General features: G+C 65.9%; 12 protein-coding genes. 7 read left to right on the top strand and 5 right to left on the bottom strand.

The window, feature by feature from the left end; all coding sequences use genetic code 11:
- Window positions 1–36: 36 nt before the first annotated feature.
- Window positions 37–1,461, bottom strand: coding sequence for a M20 family metallopeptidase (locus ACI0FO_RS05945; RefSeq protein ID WP_416024923.1), 1,425 nt, complete (start codon window positions 1,459–1,461; stop codon window positions 37–39).
- Window positions 1,462–1,574: 113 nt separating this feature from the next.
- Here ACI0FO_RS05945 and ACI0FO_RS05940 point away from each other — a divergent pair, with 113 nt between their 5' ends.
- Window positions 1,575–2,483 carry a LysR family transcriptional regulator gene (locus tag ACI0FO_RS05940; protein WP_416024921.1) on the top strand — a complete coding sequence of 303 codons (909 nt, stop codon included), beginning with the start codon at window positions 1,575–1,577 and terminating at the stop codon, window positions 2,481–2,483.
- 2 nt (window positions 2,484–2,485) lie between these two features.
- Here the strand turns inward: ACI0FO_RS05940 and ACI0FO_RS05935 are convergent, their stop codons facing one another.
- The 3 genes from ACI0FO_RS05935 to ACI0FO_RS05925 are packed head-to-tail and all read right to left on the bottom strand — an operon-like array spanning window position 2,486 to window position 9,826.
- Window positions 2,486–5,575 (bottom strand): efflux RND transporter permease subunit, encoded by a 3,090-nt coding sequence (locus ACI0FO_RS05935; RefSeq protein ID WP_416024919.1) that lies wholly within the window; start codon window positions 5,573–5,575, stop codon window positions 2,486–2,488.
- Window positions 5,572–8,652 (bottom strand): multidrug efflux RND transporter permease subunit, encoded by a 3,081-nt coding sequence (locus ACI0FO_RS05930; RefSeq protein ID WP_416024917.1) that lies wholly within the window; start codon window positions 8,650–8,652, stop codon window positions 5,572–5,574. Before ACI0FO_RS05930 ends, ACI0FO_RS05935 begins: the two co-directional genes overlap by 4 nt.
- Window positions 8,653–8,659: 7 nt before the next feature.
- Window positions 8,660–9,826: an efflux RND transporter periplasmic adaptor subunit gene (locus tag ACI0FO_RS05925; protein WP_416024915.1), complete on the bottom strand. Its 1,167-nt coding sequence runs from the start codon at window positions 9,824–9,826 to the stop codon at window positions 8,660–8,662.
- A 172-nt stretch (window positions 9,827–9,998) separates the two neighbouring features.
- On the opposite strand from ACI0FO_RS05925, the gene ACI0FO_RS05920 reads away from it, so the two are divergent.
- Window positions 9,999–11,171, top strand: a complete 1,173-nt coding sequence (locus tag ACI0FO_RS05920) for a GGDEF domain-containing protein (protein ID WP_416024913.1) — start codon at window positions 9,999–10,001, stop codon at window positions 11,169–11,171.
- A gap of 58 nt (window positions 11,172–11,229) precedes the next feature.
- A complete protein-coding gene (locus ACI0FO_RS05915) occupies window positions 11,230–12,198 on the top strand; it encodes a molecular chaperone DnaJ (RefSeq protein ID WP_416024911.1) in 969 nt (322 codons plus the stop codon).
- A gap of 67 nt (window positions 12,199–12,265) precedes the next feature.
- Here ACI0FO_RS05915 and ACI0FO_RS05910 read toward each other — a convergent pair whose 3' ends face one another.
- Complete coding sequence (locus tag ACI0FO_RS05910) at window positions 12,266–13,510, bottom strand: NnrS family protein (protein ID WP_416024909.1); 1,245 nt, start codon at window positions 13,508–13,510, stop codon at window positions 12,266–12,268.
- 248 nt (window positions 13,511–13,758) lie between these two features.
- On the opposite strand from ACI0FO_RS05910, the gene ACI0FO_RS05905 reads away from it, so the two are divergent.
- The 4 genes from ACI0FO_RS05905 (at window position 13,759) to narH (ending at window position 21,904) form a co-directional block, all read left to right on the top strand.
- Window positions 13,759–14,997 (top strand): MFS transporter, encoded by a 1,239-nt coding sequence (locus tag ACI0FO_RS05905; RefSeq protein ID WP_416025665.1) that lies wholly within the window; start codon window positions 13,759–13,761, stop codon window positions 14,995–14,997.
- Between the two features lie 39 nt (window positions 14,998–15,036).
- Window positions 15,037–16,422: a NarK family nitrate/nitrite MFS transporter gene (locus ACI0FO_RS05900; RefSeq protein WP_416024907.1), complete on the top strand. Its 1,386-nt coding sequence runs from the start codon at window positions 15,037–15,039 to the stop codon at window positions 16,420–16,422.
- A gap of 155 nt (window positions 16,423–16,577) precedes the next feature.
- Complete coding sequence (locus ACI0FO_RS05895; protein ID WP_416024905.1) at window positions 16,578–20,339, top strand: nitrate reductase subunit alpha; 3,762 nt, start codon at window positions 16,578–16,580, stop codon at window positions 20,337–20,339.
- Complete coding sequence (gene narH / locus ACI0FO_RS05890) at window positions 20,336–21,904, top strand: nitrate reductase subunit beta (RefSeq protein ID WP_416024903.1); 1,569 nt, start codon at window positions 20,336–20,338, stop codon at window positions 21,902–21,904. Before ACI0FO_RS05895 ends, narH begins: the two co-directional genes overlap by 4 nt.
- The last annotated feature ends 10 nt before the right edge of the window (window positions 21,905–21,914 follow it).

Here is a 21,914-nt window from a genome sequence, read left to right as displayed (position 1 = left end):
AAGGGTCGGGGGAAACGCGGAAAAAGGGGCAAGCGGTCAGGCCGCCGCAGGGGATTTCGGCGCGGCGGCGGCGTCCCGCAAGGCGGCGCCCTGGTCACCCAAGTCCCAGAACAGCCCGGCCATGATGGCCAGGCCTTCGCGGGCGACGCTGCCCAGCAGGTGCTCATTGGGCGCGTGCTGGGCGCAGGCGGGGTAGGAGTGTGGCACCCACAGCGTGGGCAGGCCCAGTTGGTCGGCAAAAATGTCGTTGGGCAACGAGCCGCCCAGATTGGGCAGCAGCGCGGGCCGTTTGCCAGTCGTGCGTTCCAGCGACGCGGCGGCCCAGCGCACCCAGGCGTTGTCCGGCGACAAGCGGGTGGCGCCGGCCTGCATGCCGATCCGTACCTGCACGTCTTCGAAGCCCGACTGGCGAAAATGTTCGCGCACATGGGTTTCCAGCGCGCGCCAGTCGGTGCCGACCACGAAGCGCAACTGGCACCAGGCCACCGCTTCGGGCGGAATCGCGTTCACCGGCTTGGACGGGTCGCCCGCGCCGAACGTCAGGACGTCCAGGCTGTTCCAGCCAAAGACCTTCTCGGGCGCGGAAAGGCCGGGTTCGCCCCACCACGCGTTGATCTCCGGATCGTCCGCTCCGCCGCCTACCTGCAGGTCGGCCAGCGCGTCGGCGACCGCGGCGGGTATGGGAGGGGGGCGCAAGCCGTCGACGCAGATGCGGCCCGTAGCGTCGACCAGGGTGCCGATGGCGTGCATCAGCACGATAGCGGGATTGGACAGCAGGCCGCCCCAATTGCCAGAGTGGTAGCCACGTTCTCGCGCGCGCAGTTTCAGCTCGAAATTCACCGCGCCGCGCGAACCCATGAAAAGTGTGGGACGCTGGGCATTCAGGCGCGGGCCGTCGCTGGCGATGAACACGTCGGCTGCCAGCGCGTCGCGTTGCGCGTGGCAGAAGGCGGCCAGGCCGGGCGAGCCGGCTTCTTCGCCGGTTTCGATCAGCCACGTCGTGTTGAAACCCAGCTTGCCATCGCGCGCGGCGATCACCTGCCGCAGCGCTTCCAGGTTGACAGAGTGCTGACCCTTGTTGTCGGCCGTGCCACGGCCATACCAGCGGTCGCCCTCGACCTGCAATCGCCACGGGTCACGCCCGGCTTCCCATTTCGCGGCGTTGCCGCGCACGACATCGCCGTGGCCATACATCAGCACGGTCGGCAGGCCCGCTTGTTCGATGCGGCGCGCCACCAGGATAGGCAAATCGACCCCGGCGGGGTTGGGATGGACGTCACAGGCAAAGCCCAGCGCGGTCAGCAGCGGGATCAGGTCTTCATTCAGATAGGCGTGTTGGGCGGCTGCTTGTTCCGGCACTTCGCTTTCCGTGGCGTAGGCGACGCGGCGCGCCAGCATGGTCAGCAGGGCGCCGGAGTCAAAAGCCTCAACGGCGTGGAGGACGGCTTGTTCGCGATTCACATCGGCTCTCGGGTGCGCAAGGGAAGCACAAAGTTATTACGCTTCAACCCGTGCCACAATTAGATAATTAGCATCTTTGCCATGCCTTTAAGGCATGGAAGACGGAGCCACCCATGATTTCACTGGCCTTGAGATACTTTCTGGAAGTTGCCCGCTGCGGCTCCATCGCCGGGGCCGCGGCGGCGCAACACGTGGCGGCCTCGGCCGTCAGCCGACAGATTGCCAAGCTGGAAGACGATCTGGGCATCGCGCTGTTCGAGCGTCAGGCGCGCGGCATGGCGTTGAGCGAGGCCGGCCGCCAGCTTGCCGCCTACGCCAATGCCGCCGCGCTGGAGGCCGAGCGCGTCACGACTCAGATCCGCCAGCGTGGCCATGTGGGGGATGTCACTATCCGGCTGGCCTGCACCGAAGGCTTCGCGCACCGGTTCTTGCCGCTTAGCATGGCGGAGTTCAAGCGCGTGCGGCCAGAGGCCCGGTTCCACCTGCATGTGGAGCGGCCGGACGAGGTCAGCCGGCAGGTCCTGGAAGGCCTGTCGCAGATCGCGCTGCGCTATTCGACGGCGCAGGACGAACGACTGAAGACCGAATTGCTGACGCGCGCGCCGGTGTATGCGGTGATGTGCCGCAGCCATCCGCTGGCCAGCCGCCGTAGCGTGGGCATGCGGGACCTGGCGGACTACCCGCTATCGCTGGGCGACACAGGCACGACGGTCCGGCAGCTGTTCGACGCCGCGTGCGCCAACGCGGGGCTGCATATCGAACCGGCCTATGTGTCGAACCATTCAGCGGCGTTCCTGCCGATGCTGCCGGGCAGCCGCATTGTGGCATTGACCGGGTATCTGACCCTGATGGGCCAGGCGGGTAGCGAAGGACTGGCCGGCGTGCCATTCACGAATCCGGAAATGCGGCAGCGGACCATCCAGGTGCTGACCTTGCAGGGAAGGACATTGCCGCTGCTGGCCCGGGAGTTCCTGGCGTTCATGGCAGAGCGCCTGACCGTGGCGACTCGGCTGCCGGAGTAGCGTCAGTCCGCCGCTGATTCGGCCGACGCGCGTGCCGACCGGACTTTCAGCCGTAGCCGTTCCAGCGCCAGATAGACGATCGGCGTCGTGTACAGCGTCAGGAATTGGCTGATCATCAGGCCGCCTACGATCGCGACGCCCAGCGGGCGTCGCAGTTCGGAGCCTTCCCCCATGCCCAGCACCAGGGGTAGCGCGCCCAGCAGGCCGGCCAGATTCGTCATGACGATGGGCCGCAGGCGCAACATCGCGGCGCGGTGGATGGCTTGTTCCGCCGTCAGCCCTTCGCGCCGTTCCAGGCTGAGCGCGAAGTCGATCATCAAAATGGCGTTCTTCATGACGATGCCGACAAGCAGGAACAGGCCCAACAGCGCGATCAGGGTGAATTCAATGTTCGCCAGCCGCAATGCCAGCAAGGCCCCCACGCCCGCCGAGGGGAGGGTGGACAGGATGGTCAGCGGATGCAGGGGACTTTCATACAGGATGCCCAACACCAGATAGATGGCGACCAGCACGGCCAGGATGAGCCAGGGCTGGTCCTGCACGCTTTGCTGGAAATTGCGGGCGTCGCCGCCCAGGCGCGTCTGGATCGAGGAGGGCACCATCAGTTTCGCCATCGTGGCGTCGATGGCGGCAAGGCCCTGTTCCAGCGATACGCCTTCGGCCAGGGAAAAGCCGACGCCCACGGCGGCGAACAGGCCGTCGTGGAAGACACGGTCATTGACCAGGCCGTTCTCGTAGGTGGCGAATGTCGTCAGCGGGATGCGGGTGCCGTCAGCGGCCACGACCTGCACCTGTTCCAGGACTTCGGGGTCTTCGGTGTAGCGCGGATCCAGTTCCAGCACCACGCGGTACTGGTTCATGGCGTCGTAAAGAGTGGCCACCTGGCGTTGGCTGAAGGAATTGCTTAGCACGCTGCTGATCGTGGCCATATCCACGCCCAGGCGTTGGGCGGCGCTGCGGTCGATGTTGATCACCACCTGCTGGGTGGCGCCATCGCCCACTGCGTCCACGTCGCGCAGTTCCGGAATGGCTTGCATGGCCTTGGAAATCTTGCGCGACCATTCCCGCAGCGCGGGCACATCGCTGCCCATGATGGCCAATTCGTGGTCGCCCGAGTTGCCGAAGCCGCCCGGCATGCGCAGGTCTTGGTCCACGTTCAGGAAGAACATGCCGCCCGGCACCGGCGGCGAATTCATCCGCAGCCAATTGATGACTTCGGTGGAGGATTCGCCACGCTGGGACACGGGCTTCAGGCGGATCAGGAACAGCGAATTGCTGATGCCGAGCCCGCCGCCGTTATAGCCGATGACGTCTTGCACGGCCGGGTGCTTAAGCACCAGTTGGCGATATTGGTCGATTTTGGGCTGCATGACCTGGAACGAGAAGCCGTCGTCGCCCCGCACGAACCCGACCAGTTGGCCGGTATCCTGCACCGGCAGGAAGCCCTTGGGGGCGTCCACATATAGGTAGACGTTCAGCCCGATGACGCCGGCCAGCACCAGAAGCGTCAGGCGCGCATGGCCCAGCACCCGCGCAAGCGACGCACCATACGCCTCGTGCATGCGGGCAAAGGCTGCCTGCATGCGCGAGAGCCGGGCCGGCGCGGCATGCGGCGCCGGACCGGGCTTGAGCCAGCGCGCGCACAGGGCCGGGATGATCGCGACCGACACCACCAACGAGATCACCGTGGCAGCCACCAGCGTGATCGAGAATTCGCGGAACAGCCGTTCGACCAGCCCGCCCATGAACAGGATGGAGACGAACACCACGCTCAGGGCGACGGTCATGGCGACCAGCGTGAAGCCCACTTCGCGCACCCCGCGCAGCGCCGCCTTGCGGGGCGACAGACCGCGTTCGAGGTGCCGCGAGATGTTCTCCAGCACCACGATCGCATCATCCACCACCAGGCCGGCGGCCACGATCAGCGCCATCAGCGACAGGTTGTTCAGCGAAAAGCCCCACACATACATGACGGCGAAAGTGGCGATCAGGCACACCGGAATCGCCACGCTGGGGATGGCGGCTGCCCGTGCGTTGCCCAGGAACAGCCACACCACCAGGATGACCAGCGCCGTGGCCAGCCCCAGCGTGATGTGCGCTTCGCGCAGCGTGGCGTTGATGCCGGGCGAGCGGTCCAGCGCCACGGTCAGGTCCACGTCGGCCGGCATCAGCGCGCGTAAGCCGGGCAGGGCCTCGTTGATGGCGTTGATGGTTTCGATGATGTTCGAGCCCGGCTGGCGGCTGATGGTCAGCACGACAGCGGGATTGCGGTTGTGAAAACCGCTGCTGTAGCGGTTTTCCACCGAATCGCTGACCTTTGCCACCTGGGCCAGCCGGATGACGGCGCCATCCCGGTGACGCACGATCAGGCTGTCGTACTCGGCGGCGGTGCGCGGTTGCGCGGGCGTGCCGACCTCCCAACGCTGGCCCGCCGAATCCAGCTGGCCTTGCGGGCGCATCGGCGCCGCGTCGGAGATGGCCTCGCGCACGTCGTCCAGCGCCACGCCGTAGTGAGCCAGCGCGTTGGGATTGACCTGCACTCGCACGGCGGGCAATGAACTGCCCCCCATCGTTACTTCGCCCACCCCGTTGATCTGCGAGATCTTCTGCGCCAGCACGGTCGCGCCCAGGTCGTACAGCTGGCCAGCGGGACGCGTCGGGGAACTGAGCGCCAGCGCCATGATGGGCGCTTGCGAGGGGTTGATCTTGCGATAGCTGGGATTGCCCGGCATGCCCGCAGGCAGTTCGGCGCGGGCCGCATTGATGGCGGCCTGCACGTCGCGGGCGGCTTCGTTGACGTCGCGGTCCAGGTTGAACTGCAACTGCACGCGCGTGGCGCCCTGATTGCTGGACGACGTCATGGAGCTGACGCCCGCAATGCTGCCCAAGGCGCGCTCCAGCGGGGCGGCCACGGTGCTGGCCATGCTTTCGGGGCTGGCGCCTGGCAGTTCGGCGCGCACTTCGATGGTGGGGAAATCCACCTGGGGCAGGGGGGCCACGGGCAGCAGCCGCCAGGCCACCGCGCCTAGCAGCGTCAGTGCCAGCGCCAGAAAAATGCAGGCGACCGGCCGGTGCAGCAGAGCCCGGATCATGGCGCGGGCCCGTCAGTCCCGGCGGGTTTGACGGCGCCGCCACGCCGCTGGCCCAGGCGGTGGAAGAACAGGTAGACGGCGGGCGTGGTGAATAGCGTCAGGACCTGGCTGACCAAAAGCCCGCCCACCATGACCCACCCCAGCGGCTGGCGCAGTTCGGCGCCGGAGCCGGTGGCCAGCATCAGCGGCAATGCACCGAACAGGGCGGCCAGCGTCGTCATTAGAATGGGGCGCAGGCGCAGCAGCGCCGCTTCGCGGATGGCGGCTTCCGGCGGCAAGCCGCGCGAGCGCTCGGCTTCCAGCGCGAAGTCCACCATCATGATGCCGTTCTTCTTCACCAGCCCGATCAGCAGGATGATGCCGATGACGGCGATCAGGTCCAGCGGCCGGCCCGTGATCAGCAGCGCCAGCAGCGCGCCCACGGTGGCCGACGGCAGCGTCGACAGAATGGTGACGGGATGGATCGCGCTTTCATACAGCATGCCCAGCACCAGATACATCGTGACCACGGCGGCCAGCATCAGCCACAGCGTGTTCGACAACGAGGCTTGGAACGCCGACGCGGCGCCCTGCAGGCGCAATTCCACGCTGGGCGGCATGCCGATGTCGCGCTGCGCCGCTTCGATGGCGGCGATGGCCTCGCCCAGCGAGCCGCCCGGGGGCAGGTTGAACGACAGATTCACAGCCGGGAACTGCGACAGGTGGTTCACGGCCAGCGGCACGGCGCGTTCGCTGACGGTGGCCAGCGCCGATAGCGGGATCGCCTGGCCGGCTTCGGTCTGTAGATGGATGCGTTCCAGCGCGTCGGGGCTCAAGGCCAGCCGGCGGTCCACTTCCAGCACCACGCGGTACTGGTTGGACTGCGTGAACAAGGTGGCAACCTGGCGCTGGCCGAACGCGTTGTACAAGGTTTGCACCACGTCGTCCATCGTCACGCCCAGCCGCGCGGCGGTATCGCGGGACACTTCCAGGAATGCCTGGCGGCCGTCGCCTTGCAGGTCCGAGGACACCTCGGCCAATTCGGGCGATAGGGCCAGGCGCTGCGTCAGCGCGTGGCTCCATTGCGTCAGCAGCGCGTTGTCAGGCGATGTCAGGGTGAACTGGTATTGGCCGCGGCTGACGCGGTCTTCGATGTTCAATTCCTGCACCGGTTGCAGAAACAGCGAAATGCCCTGGACGTCGCGGGCGCGCGCATCCAGCCGGGCCAGAATGTCGGCCAGCGGCGCGCTGCGCTCGGCCCAGGGCTTCAGGTTGATCAGCAGGCGGCCGGTGTTCAGCGTGGTGTTCATGCCGTCGATGCCGATGAAGGACGACAGGCTTTGCACGTCGGGGTCGGCCAGCAGGCTGTGCGCCACCGCCTGCTGGCGCCGCGACATGGCGTCGAACGAGGTGTTCTGCGACGATTGGGTCACGCCTTGCAGCACGCCGCCGTCCTGCACCGGGAAGAAGCCCTTGGGCACCGCCAGGTACAGCAGGCCGGTCAGCACCACGGTGGCCAGCATGGCCAAAAGCGTCAGGCGCTGGTGGCGCAAGGTCACGTCCAGCCAGCCGGCGTAGCGCGCCTGCACGCGGTCCAGCAGGCCGGGGCGCGATTCCACGTGGGCGGGCAGCAGGCGGGCGCACATCATGGGCGTCAGCGTCAACGACACCGCCAGCGATATCAGAATGGCCACGGCCAGCGTGATGGCGAATTCGCGGAACAGGCGGCCCACCACGTCTTCCATGAACAACAGCGGAATAAGCACGGCGATCAGCGATAGCGTCAGCGACACCAGCGTAAAGCCGATCTGCCCCGCGCCTTTCAGCGCGGCCGACATGGGGCTGTGCCCCTGTTCGCGATAGCGCGCAATGTTCTCCAGCATGACGATGGCGTCGTCCACCACGAAACCGGCGCCGATGGTCAGGGCCATCAGTGTCAGGTTGTTGGTGGAAAAGCCGGCCAGGTACATGAAGCCGAAGGTGCCGATCAAGGACAGCGGCACCGCCAGGCTGGGGATCAGGGTGGCCGGCAGGTTGCGCAGGAATAGAAAGGTCACCAACACCACCAGGCCCACGGCGAACACGAGTTCCCACTGCACGCCGCGCACCGATGCGCGGATGCTCTCCGTGCGGTCGGTCAGGATGCGCACTTGCGCGGCGGCGGGCAGGCTGGCGGTCAACTGGGGCAGCAAGGCCTTGACCTGATCGGCCACGGCAATCACGTTGGCGCCCGGCTGGCGCTGGATGTTGACCAGCACGGCGGGCTGCTTGTCGACCCAGGCGGCCAGGTAACGGTCTTCCGCGCCGTCTTCGATCATGGCGACCTGGCCCAGCCGCACCGGCGCGCCATTCTTCCAGGCGACGATCAGCTCGCGGTATTCCTCGGCGCTTTGCAATTGGTCGTTGGCGTCCATGATGACGGACCGCACGGGGCCGTCGAAGCTGCCTTTGGGTTGGTTCGAGTTGGCCTTGGCGATGGCTTCCTGCACGTCGGACAGTTGCAGGCCGCGGGCCGCCAGCGCCATCGGGTTGACCTGCACCCGCACGGCTGGCCGCTGGCCGCCGGCCAGGCTGACCATGCCCACGCCGGATAGTTGCGACAGCCGCTGCGTCATGCGCGTGTCCACCAGGTCGTACACCTTGGGCAACGGCAGGGAGTCCGACGTGACGGCCAGCGTCAGGATGGGCACGTCGGCGGGGTTGACCTTCCGATAAACGGGCGGCGTCGGCAAGTCCGGGGGCAGCAGCGAGCCGCTGGCGCTGATCGCCGCCTGCACTTCCTGTTCGGCCACGCCCAGGGACACGTCCAGCGAGAATTGCAGCGTAATCACCGACATGCCGCTGCCGCTGGTTGACGACATCTGCTTGACGCCCGGTATCTGCCCAAAGCGCCGCTCTAGCGGGGCCGTGACCGCGCGCGCCGTCACGGTGGGACTGGCGCCGGGGTATTGGGTGGTGACCTGGATGATCGGGTAATCCACTTGCGGCAGCGCCGCCACCGGCAGCATGCGCCACGCCAGAATGCCCGACAGCAGCAGCGCGATCATCAGGAAGGACGTTGCGACCGGGCGCAGAATAAAGGGGCGTGACAGGCTCATGCGCGATTCAGGTAAGGGACTCGACGATCTGGACATCGCGTCCGTCGTGCAGGCGGTCCACGCCCTCGACCACGACGCGCTCGGAAGCCGCCAGGCCTGCTTCCACGACGACGCGGCCGGCGTTGGCGGACCCCAGTTGCAGGACCCGGCGCACGGCGCGCTGGTCGTCGCCGATGACAAAGACGAAAGCGCCCTCGGTGCCGTACTGCACGGCGGCAGTGGGGATGGTGATGACGTTATCCTGCTGCACGACGGCCAGCCGGATGTTCACGAACTGGTTGGGAAACAGCGATTCGTCGGCGTTGTCGAAGCGGGCGCGCAGCCGCACGGTGCCGCTGGCCGCCTGGATGCGGTTGTCCAGCGCTTCCAGCGTGCCTTCGGCCAGGATGCGGCGGTCGTCCGCATCCCAGGCCTGCACGCGTAAGACTGCCGTCTTGGCCTGGGCGCGGCGCAGGATGTCCAGCCGGGTTTCGGAAATGCTGAAAATCGCGGAAATAGGCATCGTCTGCACCAACGTCGTCAGACCGTTGGCGTCGTCGGCGCGCACATGATTGCCGGCGTCGATGCGGCGCAGCCCGATGCGGCCGTCCTGCGGCGCGACGATGCGCGTATGGGACAGCAGGCGCTCGGCGTCGGCGACCTGGGCGCGGTTCAATTGCCGTTGCGCCGTGTACGCGCGCACCTGCGCTTCCGCGGTGTCCAGCTGCTGGCCCGCCACGGATTCCTGGCGCGCCAGCCGGCGGTAGCGTTGCAAATCGGCCTGGGCATTGTCCAGCAACGCCTGGGTCGTCGCCAGCGCGCCTTCGGCGGCCGCCAGCGCCGCCAAGTAAGGGCGGGGGTCGATCTCGGCCAGCAATTGGCCCCGGGTGACGGCCTGGCCTTCGGTGTAGTGCAGGCGGATCAGTTCGCCGTCGACCTGGCTACGCAGCGTTACCTGCGCCAGCGGCGTGATGGTGCCCAACGCGTGCAGATCGCGCTGCAACGGACCCACGTGGGCGGCCGCCACGCTGACGGCGACGGGGATTTGCCCGTATTCGGGCGGACGCGGGGCGGCGGGGCCCTTTCTCATCAACCAGTACGCGACCCCGATCAATACGGCCAGCAACAGGATGGCAGCAATCAGGATCAGGCGCTGGATTCGGGGTGGGCGGCCCGCGGAATAGGGCAGTGACATCTGGGCTGCCAGGCAGGATGTTGCGGACAGCCGAGATTCTATATTAATAATAATGATTAGCGTTATTAACGATGGATTTCAACAGGGGTTTTCGCCATGTCCCAGTGGGGGATTCAACGTAAAATCCGGCCGACGCCGCGAAGCATCGGCCCAATACGCCTCTCCACACGGCATGTACGTCGATCTCCATACCCTTTATCTCCTTATCATCGGAACGCTGCTGGCCAGCGCGGCGATGATCTTCTGGGAGCTTCGGGCCCATCCACGGCGCAGCAAGACGCTGCGCCTGCTGGGTACCGGTTTTGCGACGTTGGCAGCGGGATGCGTCCTGATCCTGTTCCGCCGCGACCTGCCCGGCGTGTACGGCGCGGCCCTCAGTAATCTGGTCGTGCTGTCGGGCTATCTCCTGGTCCTGAATGGCGTGTCGTCCCTGCGTGGGACGCAGGTTCGCGCTGCCTCCTTGGGATTGTTGGCCGTGATGGCGCTGGTGTGGGCCGTGGCGGGTCCCCGATGGCCGGAAGTCGTGTGGGCCTATGCCAGCGCGGTGCCGATCGCCCTGATCAGTGGCATGACGTCGCTAGAGATGCTGCGGTGCCGGGCGTTGCAGCCGCTACAGCCGCGGCGGATCATCGTGGTGGTGACGGCCATTCATGCGCTGCTGTATACGGGCAGGGCGTTCGTGCTGCCCTGGATGGTGGCGGAATACGGCCAGACGGTGTTGATGGCCGCCAGCAACATCACCATGTACGAAGGCGTGTTGTATTCGGTCATTTTGCCGATGACGCTGCTGAAGCTGATCCGCGAAGAGGCCCACGGCCAGCTCTTGCAGGAATCCCAGACGGATTATCTGACCCGGCTGGGCAATCGCAGGTGGTTCTTCGAGCAGGGGGCGCGCGTCATCGGCACCGCCGGGCACGGCCCGGTTTCCATTTTGGCGTTCGACCTGGACCACTTCAAAGCCATCAACGACGTGCATGGCCATGAAACGGGCGACAAGGTGCTGACGTTGTTCGCGGGCGTGGCCCAGGCCGCGGTCGCGCCCGGCGCCGTGCTGGCCCGCATCGGCGGAGAAGAGTTCGCGTGCCTGCTGTCGGGCGACGATGCGCGCCGCGCGCATTTATTGGCCGAAGCCATCGTCAGGCGCTTCGCCGAGGCCGTGGCCGATCCGGCCTTGGGCGTTGGCGTGCGGGCCACGGTCAGCGTCGGCCTGGCGCAGTTCGACGGCGACGCACCCGCGCTGGCTGCGGGGCTGGCCCAGGCCGATCGGGCGCTGTACCACGCCAAGGCGCTGGGCGGCGACCGTGTCGAATTGGCGCGCTTGCCGGCAAGTTCCGCCGCCGCATGACCCGCGTGTCGTTATAGTGGCGGCTATTTTCAATACCCGATCAGCAAGGAGCAGGTTCATGGGCGAGCATCCCCTCGAAAATCCGCGGCAGTTGTTCGACCGCCTTCAGGCAAGGCTGGAGACCGAACGCGCCCGTTTGCGGCAATGGCACGCCATTGAGGCGGATTACCGGCAGAAGTACGCCGAAGGGCTGGTGCCGTTGGAACACCAGCTGCATGAACTGCGCATGAAGCTGGTGCTGTGTTTCGACCACGCGCACAAAAATATGGGGCTGTCCAAGTCGGAGCGTGAATTCGTGTCCGAACTGGTGGTGGAATTTTCGGAAGAACTGCTGCAATTGGCCGCCAAGGGCGCGTTGCCGGCGGGCTGCGACACGGGCCGGCTCAAGACGCTTTACAAGAAACATGGCGGCTCCGATTACGACACGGACGTGTCCGAAGAGACCGAAGACGCCAAGATCGAGCTGGCCGACGCGCTAGGCCTGGACCCTGACGCCGATGCGGCCGCCTGGTCGCCGGCGCAACTGCTCCAGCGTATCCAGGACGAATACGAGGATGACGAGGCCGAGGAACTGCTGGCGCTGGCACGCCTGGCCACCCGGACCACCACGCCGAATGCCGTGGCGTGGCAAGCGCTGCAAGATGCCGAGCGCGAACGCGCCAGCCAGGCCGCCGGTAATCCGGATCTTCAAGCCGACGTGGACACTGCTGGCGACATCGCCGACGCGCGCCTGCCGCAGCTCAACGCCATCCTGCAAGCCCAGCTGGATGAGGTGTTGCACCAGTCCGCGTATGCGGAAGCGGGTTTCAAGCTGCGCTACGACCTGGACCCCTTCGCCTCGTTCGATCCGGAAACGGTGATCGAGGAACTGGACGCCGATATCGTCGACATCCAGGAATACATCAGCGAACTTGAGCACGAGGTCATGCAGTTTTCGGACCAGGGGGCGCTCAAGTCCTGGCTCAAGGCGATGAAGCGCGAAGTCGAGGCCATCGAGCGCCGGGAAGGCCGGGCGGGCCGCGACTGAGGCCGTTGCCGGGCCGGGTGGGCTGCGCGCCAGACGCGCGGCCCTGTCGGCGCCCGCGCCGCGGGTGCTACGTGCGCCGCGCCACCGGCACCACGCGCATGACGGGCGCCGCCGGCTTGGCGGCGTCGGCGCGCGGCCGGATCATCATCGGAAAGAAACGCCACAGGTACAGCCCCAGCGCCAACACCCAGGCCGTGGTCGACGCGTGCAGGAAGCCGACGGACGCGGCGGTGGGCAGCAGCGCGGCCAGGCGTAGCAGCGCCGCCAGGATCATCAGCGCGTAGCTGGCGACCATGCTGCGGTCGGTTTGCAGCGGCCGGCCCAGATGGCCCAGGGCAGTACGGGTGACCATCCCCAGGATCAGCACCGCAAAGCCGGCCACCCCGACCACGTGGGCGGGCCAGGCCGGGCGCACGACATAGCCGGCCAAGTGCGCGGCGCCCACCAGCAGGCCGATCCCCACCCCCAGATACCCGGCATACAAAATCCATAGCAGCGGCACGCGGCGCACGGCCCAGGGCTTCCACGACACCCATTGCGCCAGCGCGATCAGTCCTGTCGCGGCCAGCGCCAGCGAGGCCGCGCGCGGCGCGCCGGCAACCAGGCAGGCGATGGCGACCACGCCCAGCGCCAGTTGCCAATGTCCGCTGCGCGTATGCGGCGGGATGTCCAGGCCGGCCACCGCACGCTTGGCGAAGAAGGGCAGGACGCGGCGCGCGATCAGCAGCGTCAGCACCGCCATGCACAGCAGCCCCGCATTGAAATAACGCATCAAGGCCAGATAGTCGCCCTGCACGACGGCCCACAGGTACATCGCGTTGGCGGCCGCCAGCCCCAACAACAGGAAAGGCACGCCCGCGTTGCGCTGATTGCGCGTGACCCAGACGGCGCGGCCCAAGGCGGCGGCGCCCCACAGGAAAAAGCCCATATCCGCGGCGGCGGCCACCAGGAACGCCGGCCGGCCCGGCATCAGGTAGCCCGCGCGCGCCACGATCCATAGCAGGCACAGCCCGGCCAGCGCGTTGCCGCGCAACGGGTTCTTGCCCGTCCAGTTGGCGCCGGCGGTCAGCAGGAACCCCACGCCGATGGTGGCGACAAAGCCCCACAGCATCTCGTGGGCATGCCAGAACATGCCGCCCATGACGCCGGTGATGCGCGCCGGGGCATGTACCCACAGCCACACGGACGCCAGCGCCCAGAAGCAGCCCGCCAGGTACAGCGGGCGGAACCCCATTTCGGTGAAGGCGCGCCATTGGGGGCGGGGCGGCCGGGCGGCCGGAGCGGGTTCGTCGATGGTCATCAGCGGAGGCATGGCGGTCTGCGGTGTTTAAGGTGTATTGAAAATACATATTAATACCGAGGCCGCGCAGTCGCCAGCGCGGTTGTTTGACGCAACGCAAACCGGTCCGGGAACGCTGCGGTGACTAGGCACATTGGCAGGGGCCGGATGGTCAGCCGGCGAATGGCGGCGGGGGCGCTTGGCCCCTAGGCTAGCCGCATGTATCCGTGAGCCAAGCGAGAGTAACCATGACAGCAGCAACTTCCCCGTCCGGCAGGCCGATGCGGGTCCTGATTTCCAGCACGTTCGCCTTCACCATCTGTTTCGCGGTCTGGATGATCTTCGCGGTGTTGGGGATCCCCATCAAGGCCCAGTTGGGCTTGTCCGAAACCCAGTTCGGCCTGTTGGCCGCCATGCCGGTGCTGACCGGGTCGCTGGTGCGGGTGCCGCTGGGCATCTGGACCGACCGCTATGGCGGCCGTCCGGTGTTCTTCATCCTGATGCTGCTGGCGGTGGTGCCGATCTGGCTGCTGTCCTATGCCACCGAGTACTGGCAGTTCCTGGTGCTGGCCTTGTTCGTCGGCCTGACGGGCGGCTCGTTCTCGGTCGGCACGCCCTACGTGGCGCGCTGGTTCCCGCGCAGCAAGCAAGGCTTGGCGATGGGCGTGTTCGGCGCGGGCAACTCCGGGTCGGCCATTACCAAGTTCGTGGCGCCGGCGCTGATCGCGGCCGCTGGCGGCGCCTGGGTCATCGTGCCCCAGGTGTATGCCGTGGCCTTGCTGGTCACCGCCGTGCTGTTCTGGATGTTTTCCGCGTCGGACCCCGCCCACCGCGTCACGCGCGGCGCGACGCTGTCCGCGCAGTTCGCCATGCTGAAAGACCCGCGCGTCTGGCGCTACTGCCAGTACTACTCGGTGGTGTTCGGCGGGTACGTCGCGCTGGCGCTGTGGATGACCAAGTACTACATCGGCGAATACGGCTTCGACATGAAGCTGGCCGCGTTGCTGGCCGCCTGCTTCTCGTTGCCCGGCGGCGTGCTGCGCGCGCTGGGCGGCTGGATTTCTGATCGCCACGGCGCCTACAAGACCACGTGGTGGGTGATGTGGGTGTGCTGGGTGGCGTTCTTCCTGCTGAGCTATCCGCAAACCGAATTCACCATCATGACGGCCGATGGCCCGCGCAGCTTCGGCATCGCGTTGGGGCCGGTCTCGTTCACCGTGCTGCTGTTCATCGTCGGCATCGCCATGGCAATCGGCAAGGCATCGGTCTTCAAGTTCATCTCGGATGAATTCGGCGACAACATCGGCGCCGTGTCCGGCATTGTCGGCCTGGCGGGCGGCCTGGGCGGTTTCGTCCTGCCCATCCTGTTCGGCGTGCTGCTGGACCTGACCGGCGTGCGCTCCAGCGCATTCATGCTGCTGTACGGCACGGTCTGCGTATCGCTGGTCTTCATGCACTTCAGTTTCCGGCCGGAAAGCGCGGCCAGCGCCTCGGCGGCCGTTCGCAAGCAAACCGCTTGATCCCGCGTCCGACCCCTTCACCTAAAAAGAGCCTTCATCATGTCCACTCAAGTGCTATCGCGTTGGGAGCCGGATAACCCCGGTTTCTGGAAGCAGACCGGCGCGCGCGTCGCCAACCGCAATCTCTGGATCTCCATTCCGGCGCTGATGCTGGCCTTCAGTATCTGGATGCTGTGGAGCGTGGTGGTGGTCAACCTGGACCGCGCCGGCTTCATGCTGTCCAAGAACCAGCTGTTCTGGCTGACCGCGTTGCCCGCGTTGTCTGGCGCCACGTTGCGCATTTTCTATTCTTTCCTGGTGCCCGTTTTCGGTGGCCGAAAATGGACGGCCATCTCCACGGCCTCGCTGCTGATCCCCGCCTTGGGCATGGGCTTTGCGCTGCGCGACCCGACCACCTCGTTTCCCACGCTGTTGATCCTGGCGCTGCTGTGCGGCCTGGGCGGCGGCAACTTCAGTTCCAGCATGGCCAACATCAGCTTCTTTTTTCCCAAAGAAAAGAAAGGCCTGGCCACGGGCCTGAACGCCGGCATCGGCAACCTGGGCGTATCGCTGGTGCAGTTCGTGGTGCCGGTGGTGATCTCGGTGGGCGTCTTCGGCGTGGCGGGCGGCGCACCGCAGGAAATCACCGTCAACGGCGCGCAGCAGAACCTGTGGCTGCAGAACGCGGGCTTCATCTGGGTGATCCCCATCGCCATCGCGGCCATCGCCGCGTGGTTTGGCATGAACGACATCGCCGACGCGCGCGCATCGTTCGCCGATCAGGCCGTGATCTTCAAACGCAAGCACAACTGGCTGATGTGCTGGCTGTACGTCGGCACGTTCGGTTCGTTCATCGGGTTTTCGGCAGGCTTCGCCATGTTGACCAAGACGCTGTTCCCGCAGGTCAATCCCATGACCTACGCGTTTCTCGGCCCGCTGGTGGGTTCGCTGACGCGTCCCGTGGGCGGGTGGGTGTCCGACAAGCTGGGCGGCGCGCGCGTCACGCTGTTCACCTTCGCCGGCATGATCGCCGCGGTGCTGGGCGTGGTGATGTTCCTGCCCGTGGGCGGGCAGGGCGGCGATTTCAACGGCTTTCTGGCCATGTTCATCGTGCTGTTCGCGCTGACCGGCCTGGGCAACGGGTCCACGTTCCGCATGATCCCCGTGATCTTCCTGCGCGAACGCACGCAGGCCGCGCAAGGCAAGGGCGCTGCGGGCCAGAAGCAGGCCATGAGCGAAGCGGCCAAGGAATCCGCCGCCGTGCTGGGCTTTTCCGGCGCCATCGGCGCCTACGGCGGCTTTTTCATCCCGCGCAGCTTCGGCACGTCGCTGGAAATGACGGGCGGCGTGCAGGCGGCGCTGTATTGCTTCATCGGCTTCTACGCCACTTGCATGCTGATCACCTGGTGGTTCTACGCGCGCCGCAACGCGCCGGTGCCTTGCTGAGCGCGCGCCGCGCGCGCGGCCAGGTGACTAGTCACTTTGCCGCGCCCGGCCTGTGCCACTGGCGAATAGGCGGGGGACGGAGCGGCGCCTAAAGTGGTTTCAACGGCATTGATCGCAGTACGCGCCGGCCAGGCCGGCGTTCTTGGAGAAACACAATGAGTCATTTTCTGGACCGGCTGAAGTTCATGTCGCGGGTGAAGTCCACCTTCGCGAACGGCCACGGCGAAACGGTCAACGAAGACCGCAAGTGGGAAAACGCCTATCGCTCCCGTTGGCAGCACGACAAGGTCGTGCGTTCGACCCACGGCGTGAACTGCACGGGGTCGTGTTCGTGGAAGGTCTACGTCAAGAACGGCCTGATCACCTGGGAAACGCAGCAGACGGACTACCCGCGCACGCGCCCCGACCTGCCCAACCACGAACCTCGCGGCTGTCCCCGTGGCGCTTCTTACAGCTGGTACGTGTATTCGGCGCAGCGGGTGAAGTACCCGATGATTCGGGGCCGCCTGATGGAAATGTGGCGCGAAGCGCGCAAGACCATGGACCCCATCGCCGCCTGGGAATGGATCAGCCAGGACCCCGTTCGCGCCAAGCGCTACAAGGCCATTCGCGGCCTGGGCGGCTTCGTGCGCGCCGATTGGGATACGGCCACCGAAATCATCGCTGCCGCTAACGCGCTGACCATCAAGAAATACGGCCCGGACCGCGTGATCGGCTTTTCGCCCATCCCGGCCATGTCCATGGTCAGCTACGCCGCTGGTGCGCGCTACCTCAGCCTGCTGGGCGGCGCCTGCCTGAGCTTCTATGACTGGTACTGCGATCTGCCGCCCGCCAGCCCGCAAGTCTGGGGCGAACAGACCGACGTGCCGGAATCGGCCGACTGGTACAACTCCACCTATTTGATGGTGTGGGGCTCGAACGTGCCCCAGACCCGCACGCCCGACGCGCACTTCTACACCGAGGTCCGCTACAAGGGCACCAAGACCGTCGCTGTTTCCAGCGATTTCGGCGAAATGGTCAAGTTCGGCGATATCTGGCTGGCGCCCAAACAGGGTACCGATGCCGCGCTGGCGATGGCCATGGGGCACGTGATCCTGAAGGAATTCCACCTGTCGGCGAATCCGTCGCCGTACTTCCAGGATTACGTGCGCCGCTATACCGACATGCCGATGCTGGTCTTGCTGAAAGAACGCGACGGCTTCTATGCGCCCGACCATTTCCTGCGTGCCTCGCACCTGGATGGCGCGCTGGGTGAGCAGAACAACCCCGATTGGAAGACGCTGGTGCTGGACGCGCGCAGCGGCGACCTGGTGGCGCCCAACGGCAGTATTGGCTTTCGCTGGGGCGAAGGCGCGGTCAACGGCGGCGAAAAGGTCGGGCGCTGGAACCTGGAATCCAAGGACGGCGGCAACGGCCGCGAGATCGAACCGACCTTGAGCCTGGTCGGCGCCGACGGCGACGTAGTGGGCGTGGGCTTTCCGTACTTCGGCAGCGAACACGACGAACTGCTGGTGCGCAACGTGCCGGCCCGCCGCATCCGCCTGGCCGACGGCACGGACGCGCTGGTCGCCACCGTGTATGACCTGCAAATGGCCAACTACGGGCTGGACCGCGGCCTGGGCGGCGGCAACGTCGCGTCGTCCTTCGACGACGACGTGCCCTATACGCCCGCATGGCAGGAAAAGCACACCGGCGTGCCGCGCGCGCAGGTGATCCAGGTGGCGCGCGAATTCGCGCAGAACGCGCACGATACCGAAGGCAAGTCGATGGTGATCGTGGGCGCTGGCCTGAATCACTGGTATCACATGGACATGATCTACCGCGGCATCATCAACATGCTGATGATGTGCGGCTGCGTCGGCAAGAGCGGGGGCGGCTGGGCGCACTATGTGGGCCAGGAAAAGCTGCGTCCGCAGTTTGGCTGGGCGCCGCTGGCGTTCGGATCGGATTGGGTGCGCCCGCCGCGCCAGATGAACGGCACGTCCTTCTTCTATGCGCATACCAGCCAGTGGCGTCATGAAAAGCTGAATGTGCAGGAAATCCTGGGGCCGACCGCCGACCGCGCCAAGTATGGCGAATTCAGCATGATCGACCTGAACGCCCGCGCCGAGCGCATGGGCTGGCTGCCGTCGGCGCCGCAACTGCGCACCAACCCGCTGGACGTGGTGGCCCAGGCCGAAGCCGCCGGCGTCGACCCCGTGGCGCATGCCGTCGAGCAACTGAAGTCCGGGGCGCTGCGCATGTCGTGCGAAGACCCGGACGATCCGGCGAACTTCCCGCGCAACATGTTCGTCTGGCGTTCCAACATCCTGGGTTCAAGCGGCAAGGGCCACGAGTACTTTTTGAAGTACCTCCTGGGCACGCAGAACGCGGTGTTCGGCGACGAAGGCGACGCGATCAAGCCCACGGAAGTGACGTTCCAGGACGACGCGGCCGAAGGCAAGCTGGACCTGCTGACCGTACTGGACTTCCGCATGAGCACCACCTGCCTGTATGGCGACATCGTGCTGCCGACGGCCACCTGGTATGAAAAGGACGACCTGAACACGTCCGACATGCACCCGTTCATCCACCCCTTGAGCGAAGCGGTGCAACCGCTGTGGGAAAGCAAGACCGACTGGGAGATCTACAAACTGCTGGCCAAGAAGTTCAGCGAGATCGGCGGTCCTTACCTGGGCAAGCGCCGCGACCTGGTGCTGACGCCGCTGATGCACGACACGCCGGGAGAACTGGGCCAGGCCTTCGAGCCGAAGGACTGGAAACTGGGCGAGTGCGACCTGGTGCCGGGCAAGACCGCGCCGTCCATGACCGTCGTCGAACGCGACTACAACGACATCTACCGCAAGTTCACGTCCGTCGGCCCCTTGCTGGACAAGCTGGGCAACGGCGGCAAGGGCATCAACTGGAACACCGAGCACGAAGTGCGCGAGTTGGCCGGCATCAATGAAAGCGTGGCCGAGGCCGGCGTCAGCCAGGGCCGTCCGCGCCTGGATACCGCCATCGACGCCGCCGAAATGATCCTGACCTTTGCGCCCGAGACCAACGGCCACGTGTCGGTCAAAGCCTGGGAAGCGCTGGGCAAGATCACCGGACGCGAACACACGCACCTGGCCGCCGGCCGCGAGCACGACAAGATCCGCTTTCGCGATGTCCAGGCGCAGCCGCGCAAGATCATTTCCGCGCCGACGTGGTCAGGCCTGGAAAGCGAAGAGGTCAGCTACAACGCCGGCTATACCAATGTGCACGAATTGATCCCGTGGCGCACGCTGACCGGCCGCCAGCAGTTCTACCAGGACCACCGCTGGATGCTGGATTTTGGTGAAGGTTCCTGCGTGTACAAGCCGGCCATCGACACCAAGACGGTGGCGCCCATGCTGGGCCGCTACCCGAACGGCGAAAAGGAACTGGTCCTGAACTGGCTGACGCCGCACCAGAAATGGGGCATCCACAGCACGTACTCGGACAACCTCCGGATGTTGACCCTCAGCCGCGGCGGCCCCCACGTGTGGGTGTCCGAAACCGAAGCCAAGCAGGCCGGACTGGTCGACAACGATTGGGTGGAAGTCTTCAACGTGAACGGCACCTTGACCGCGCGCGTGGTGGTCAGCCAGCGCGTGCCGGTGGGCATGTGCCTGATGTATCACGCGCAGGAAAAGATCGTGAACGTGCCGGGCGCCGAAACCAGCGGCAAGCGCGGCGGCATCCACAACTCGGTCACGCGCACGGTGCTCAAGCCCACGCACATGATCGGCGGCTACGCGCAGCAGGCCTACGGTTTCAACTACTACGGCACGGTCGGCGCCAACCGCGACGAATTCGTGGTGCTGCGCAAGATGAAGAAAGTGGACTGGCTGGAAGGCCCGTTGGTTGAGGACCCCGCCATGGAAGCAACGCAACAAAAAGAGAAGCAATCATGAGGATACGCGCCCAAATCGGCATGGTGCTGAACCTGGACAAGTGCATTGGCTGCCACACTTGCTCGGTGACCTGCAAGAACGTCTGGACCAGCCGCGACGGTGTCGAATACGCCTGGTTCAACAACGTCGAGACCAAGCCCGGCATCGGTTATCCCAAGGAATGGGAGAACCAGGACAAGTGGAAGGGCGGCTGGAAGCGCACCGCCGCCGGCAAGCTGGAACCGCGCCAGGGCGGCAAGCTGCGTATCCTGGCCAACCTGTTCGCCAACCCGAACCTGCCGGCCATCGACGACTACTACGAACCCTTCACGTTCGACTACGAGCATCTGCAGAACGCGCCTTTGCTGCAGACGCCGCCCACCGCCCGCCCCATTTCGGTGCTGACGGGCAAGAAGATGGACAAGATCCACTGGGGCCCGAACTGGGAGGACGACCTGGGCGGCGAATTCAGTTCGCGCAGCCGGGACGCGCTTTTCGAAGGCGTGCAGAAAGAGATGTACTCGACGTTCGAGAACACCTTCATGATGTACCTGCCGCGCCTGTGCGAACACTGCCTGAACCCGGCCTGTGTCGCCAGCTGCCCGTCCGGTTCCATCTACAAGCGTGAAGACGACGGCATCGTGCTGGTGGACCAGGACAAGTGCCGCGGCTGGCGCATGTGCATCTCGGGCTGCCCGTACAAGAAGATCTACTACAACTGGAGCAGCGGCAAGGCCGAAAAGTGCACGTTCTGCTACCCGCGCATCGAAGCCGGCCAGCCGACCGTCTGCTCGGAAACCTGCGTGGGCCGCATCCGCTACCTGGGCGTCATGTTGTACGACGCCGACCAGATCGAGCGCGCGGCGGCCACCGCCGACGAGCAAGACCTGTACGAATCGCAGCTGGATCTGTTCCTGGACCCGCATTCGCCGGAAGTGATCACCGCCGCCCGCGAACAGGGCATTCCGGAATCGTGGCTGGAAGCCGCGCGCCAATCGCCCGTCTACAAGATGGCGGTGCAATGGCGCGTTGCCTTCCCGCTGCACCCGGAATACCGCACGTTGCCGATGGTTTGGTACATCCCGCCGCTGTCGCCCATCCAGACGGCCGCGGAAGCCGGCCAGATGCCTCAGCGCACCGTGGGCAAGAGCGCGATGATTCCGGACGTGTCCAGCCTGCGCATTCCCGTGCGTTACCTGGCCAACCTGCTGACGGCCGGCAAGGAAGCGCCGGTGTTGCAAGCCCTGGAGCGCATGCTGGCCATGCGCGCCTACAAGCGGTCGGAAACCGTGCACGGCGAACGCGACACAGCCTTGCTGGAACAGGTCGGCCTGACCGAGGCCACCGTGCAGGACATGTACAAGATCATGGCCATTGCCGACTACGAGGACCGCTTCGTCGTGCCCAGCAGCCATAAGGAAGTCGTGGAAGACAGCTTCAACGAGAAGGGCAGTTGCGGGTTCACATTCGGCAATGGCTGCTCGGGCGGCGTGTCCGAAGGCACCTTGTTCGGACGCAAGCCCGAAGGCAGCGAGATCTTCATCGAGATGCCGAAATCCCGCAAGAAAGCCGCCGTGGCGCGCTAGGAAAGGAGAA

The organism is Achromobacter marplatensis, from assembly GCF_049060505.1.
In the GTDB taxonomy this organism is placed as follows: Bacteria; Pseudomonadota; Gammaproteobacteria; order Burkholderiales; family Burkholderiaceae_B; genus Achromobacter; species Achromobacter marplatensis_A.
Note: the sequence above shows the minus strand (reverse complement) of the source record. Positions and strands in the feature narration are given on the sequence as shown.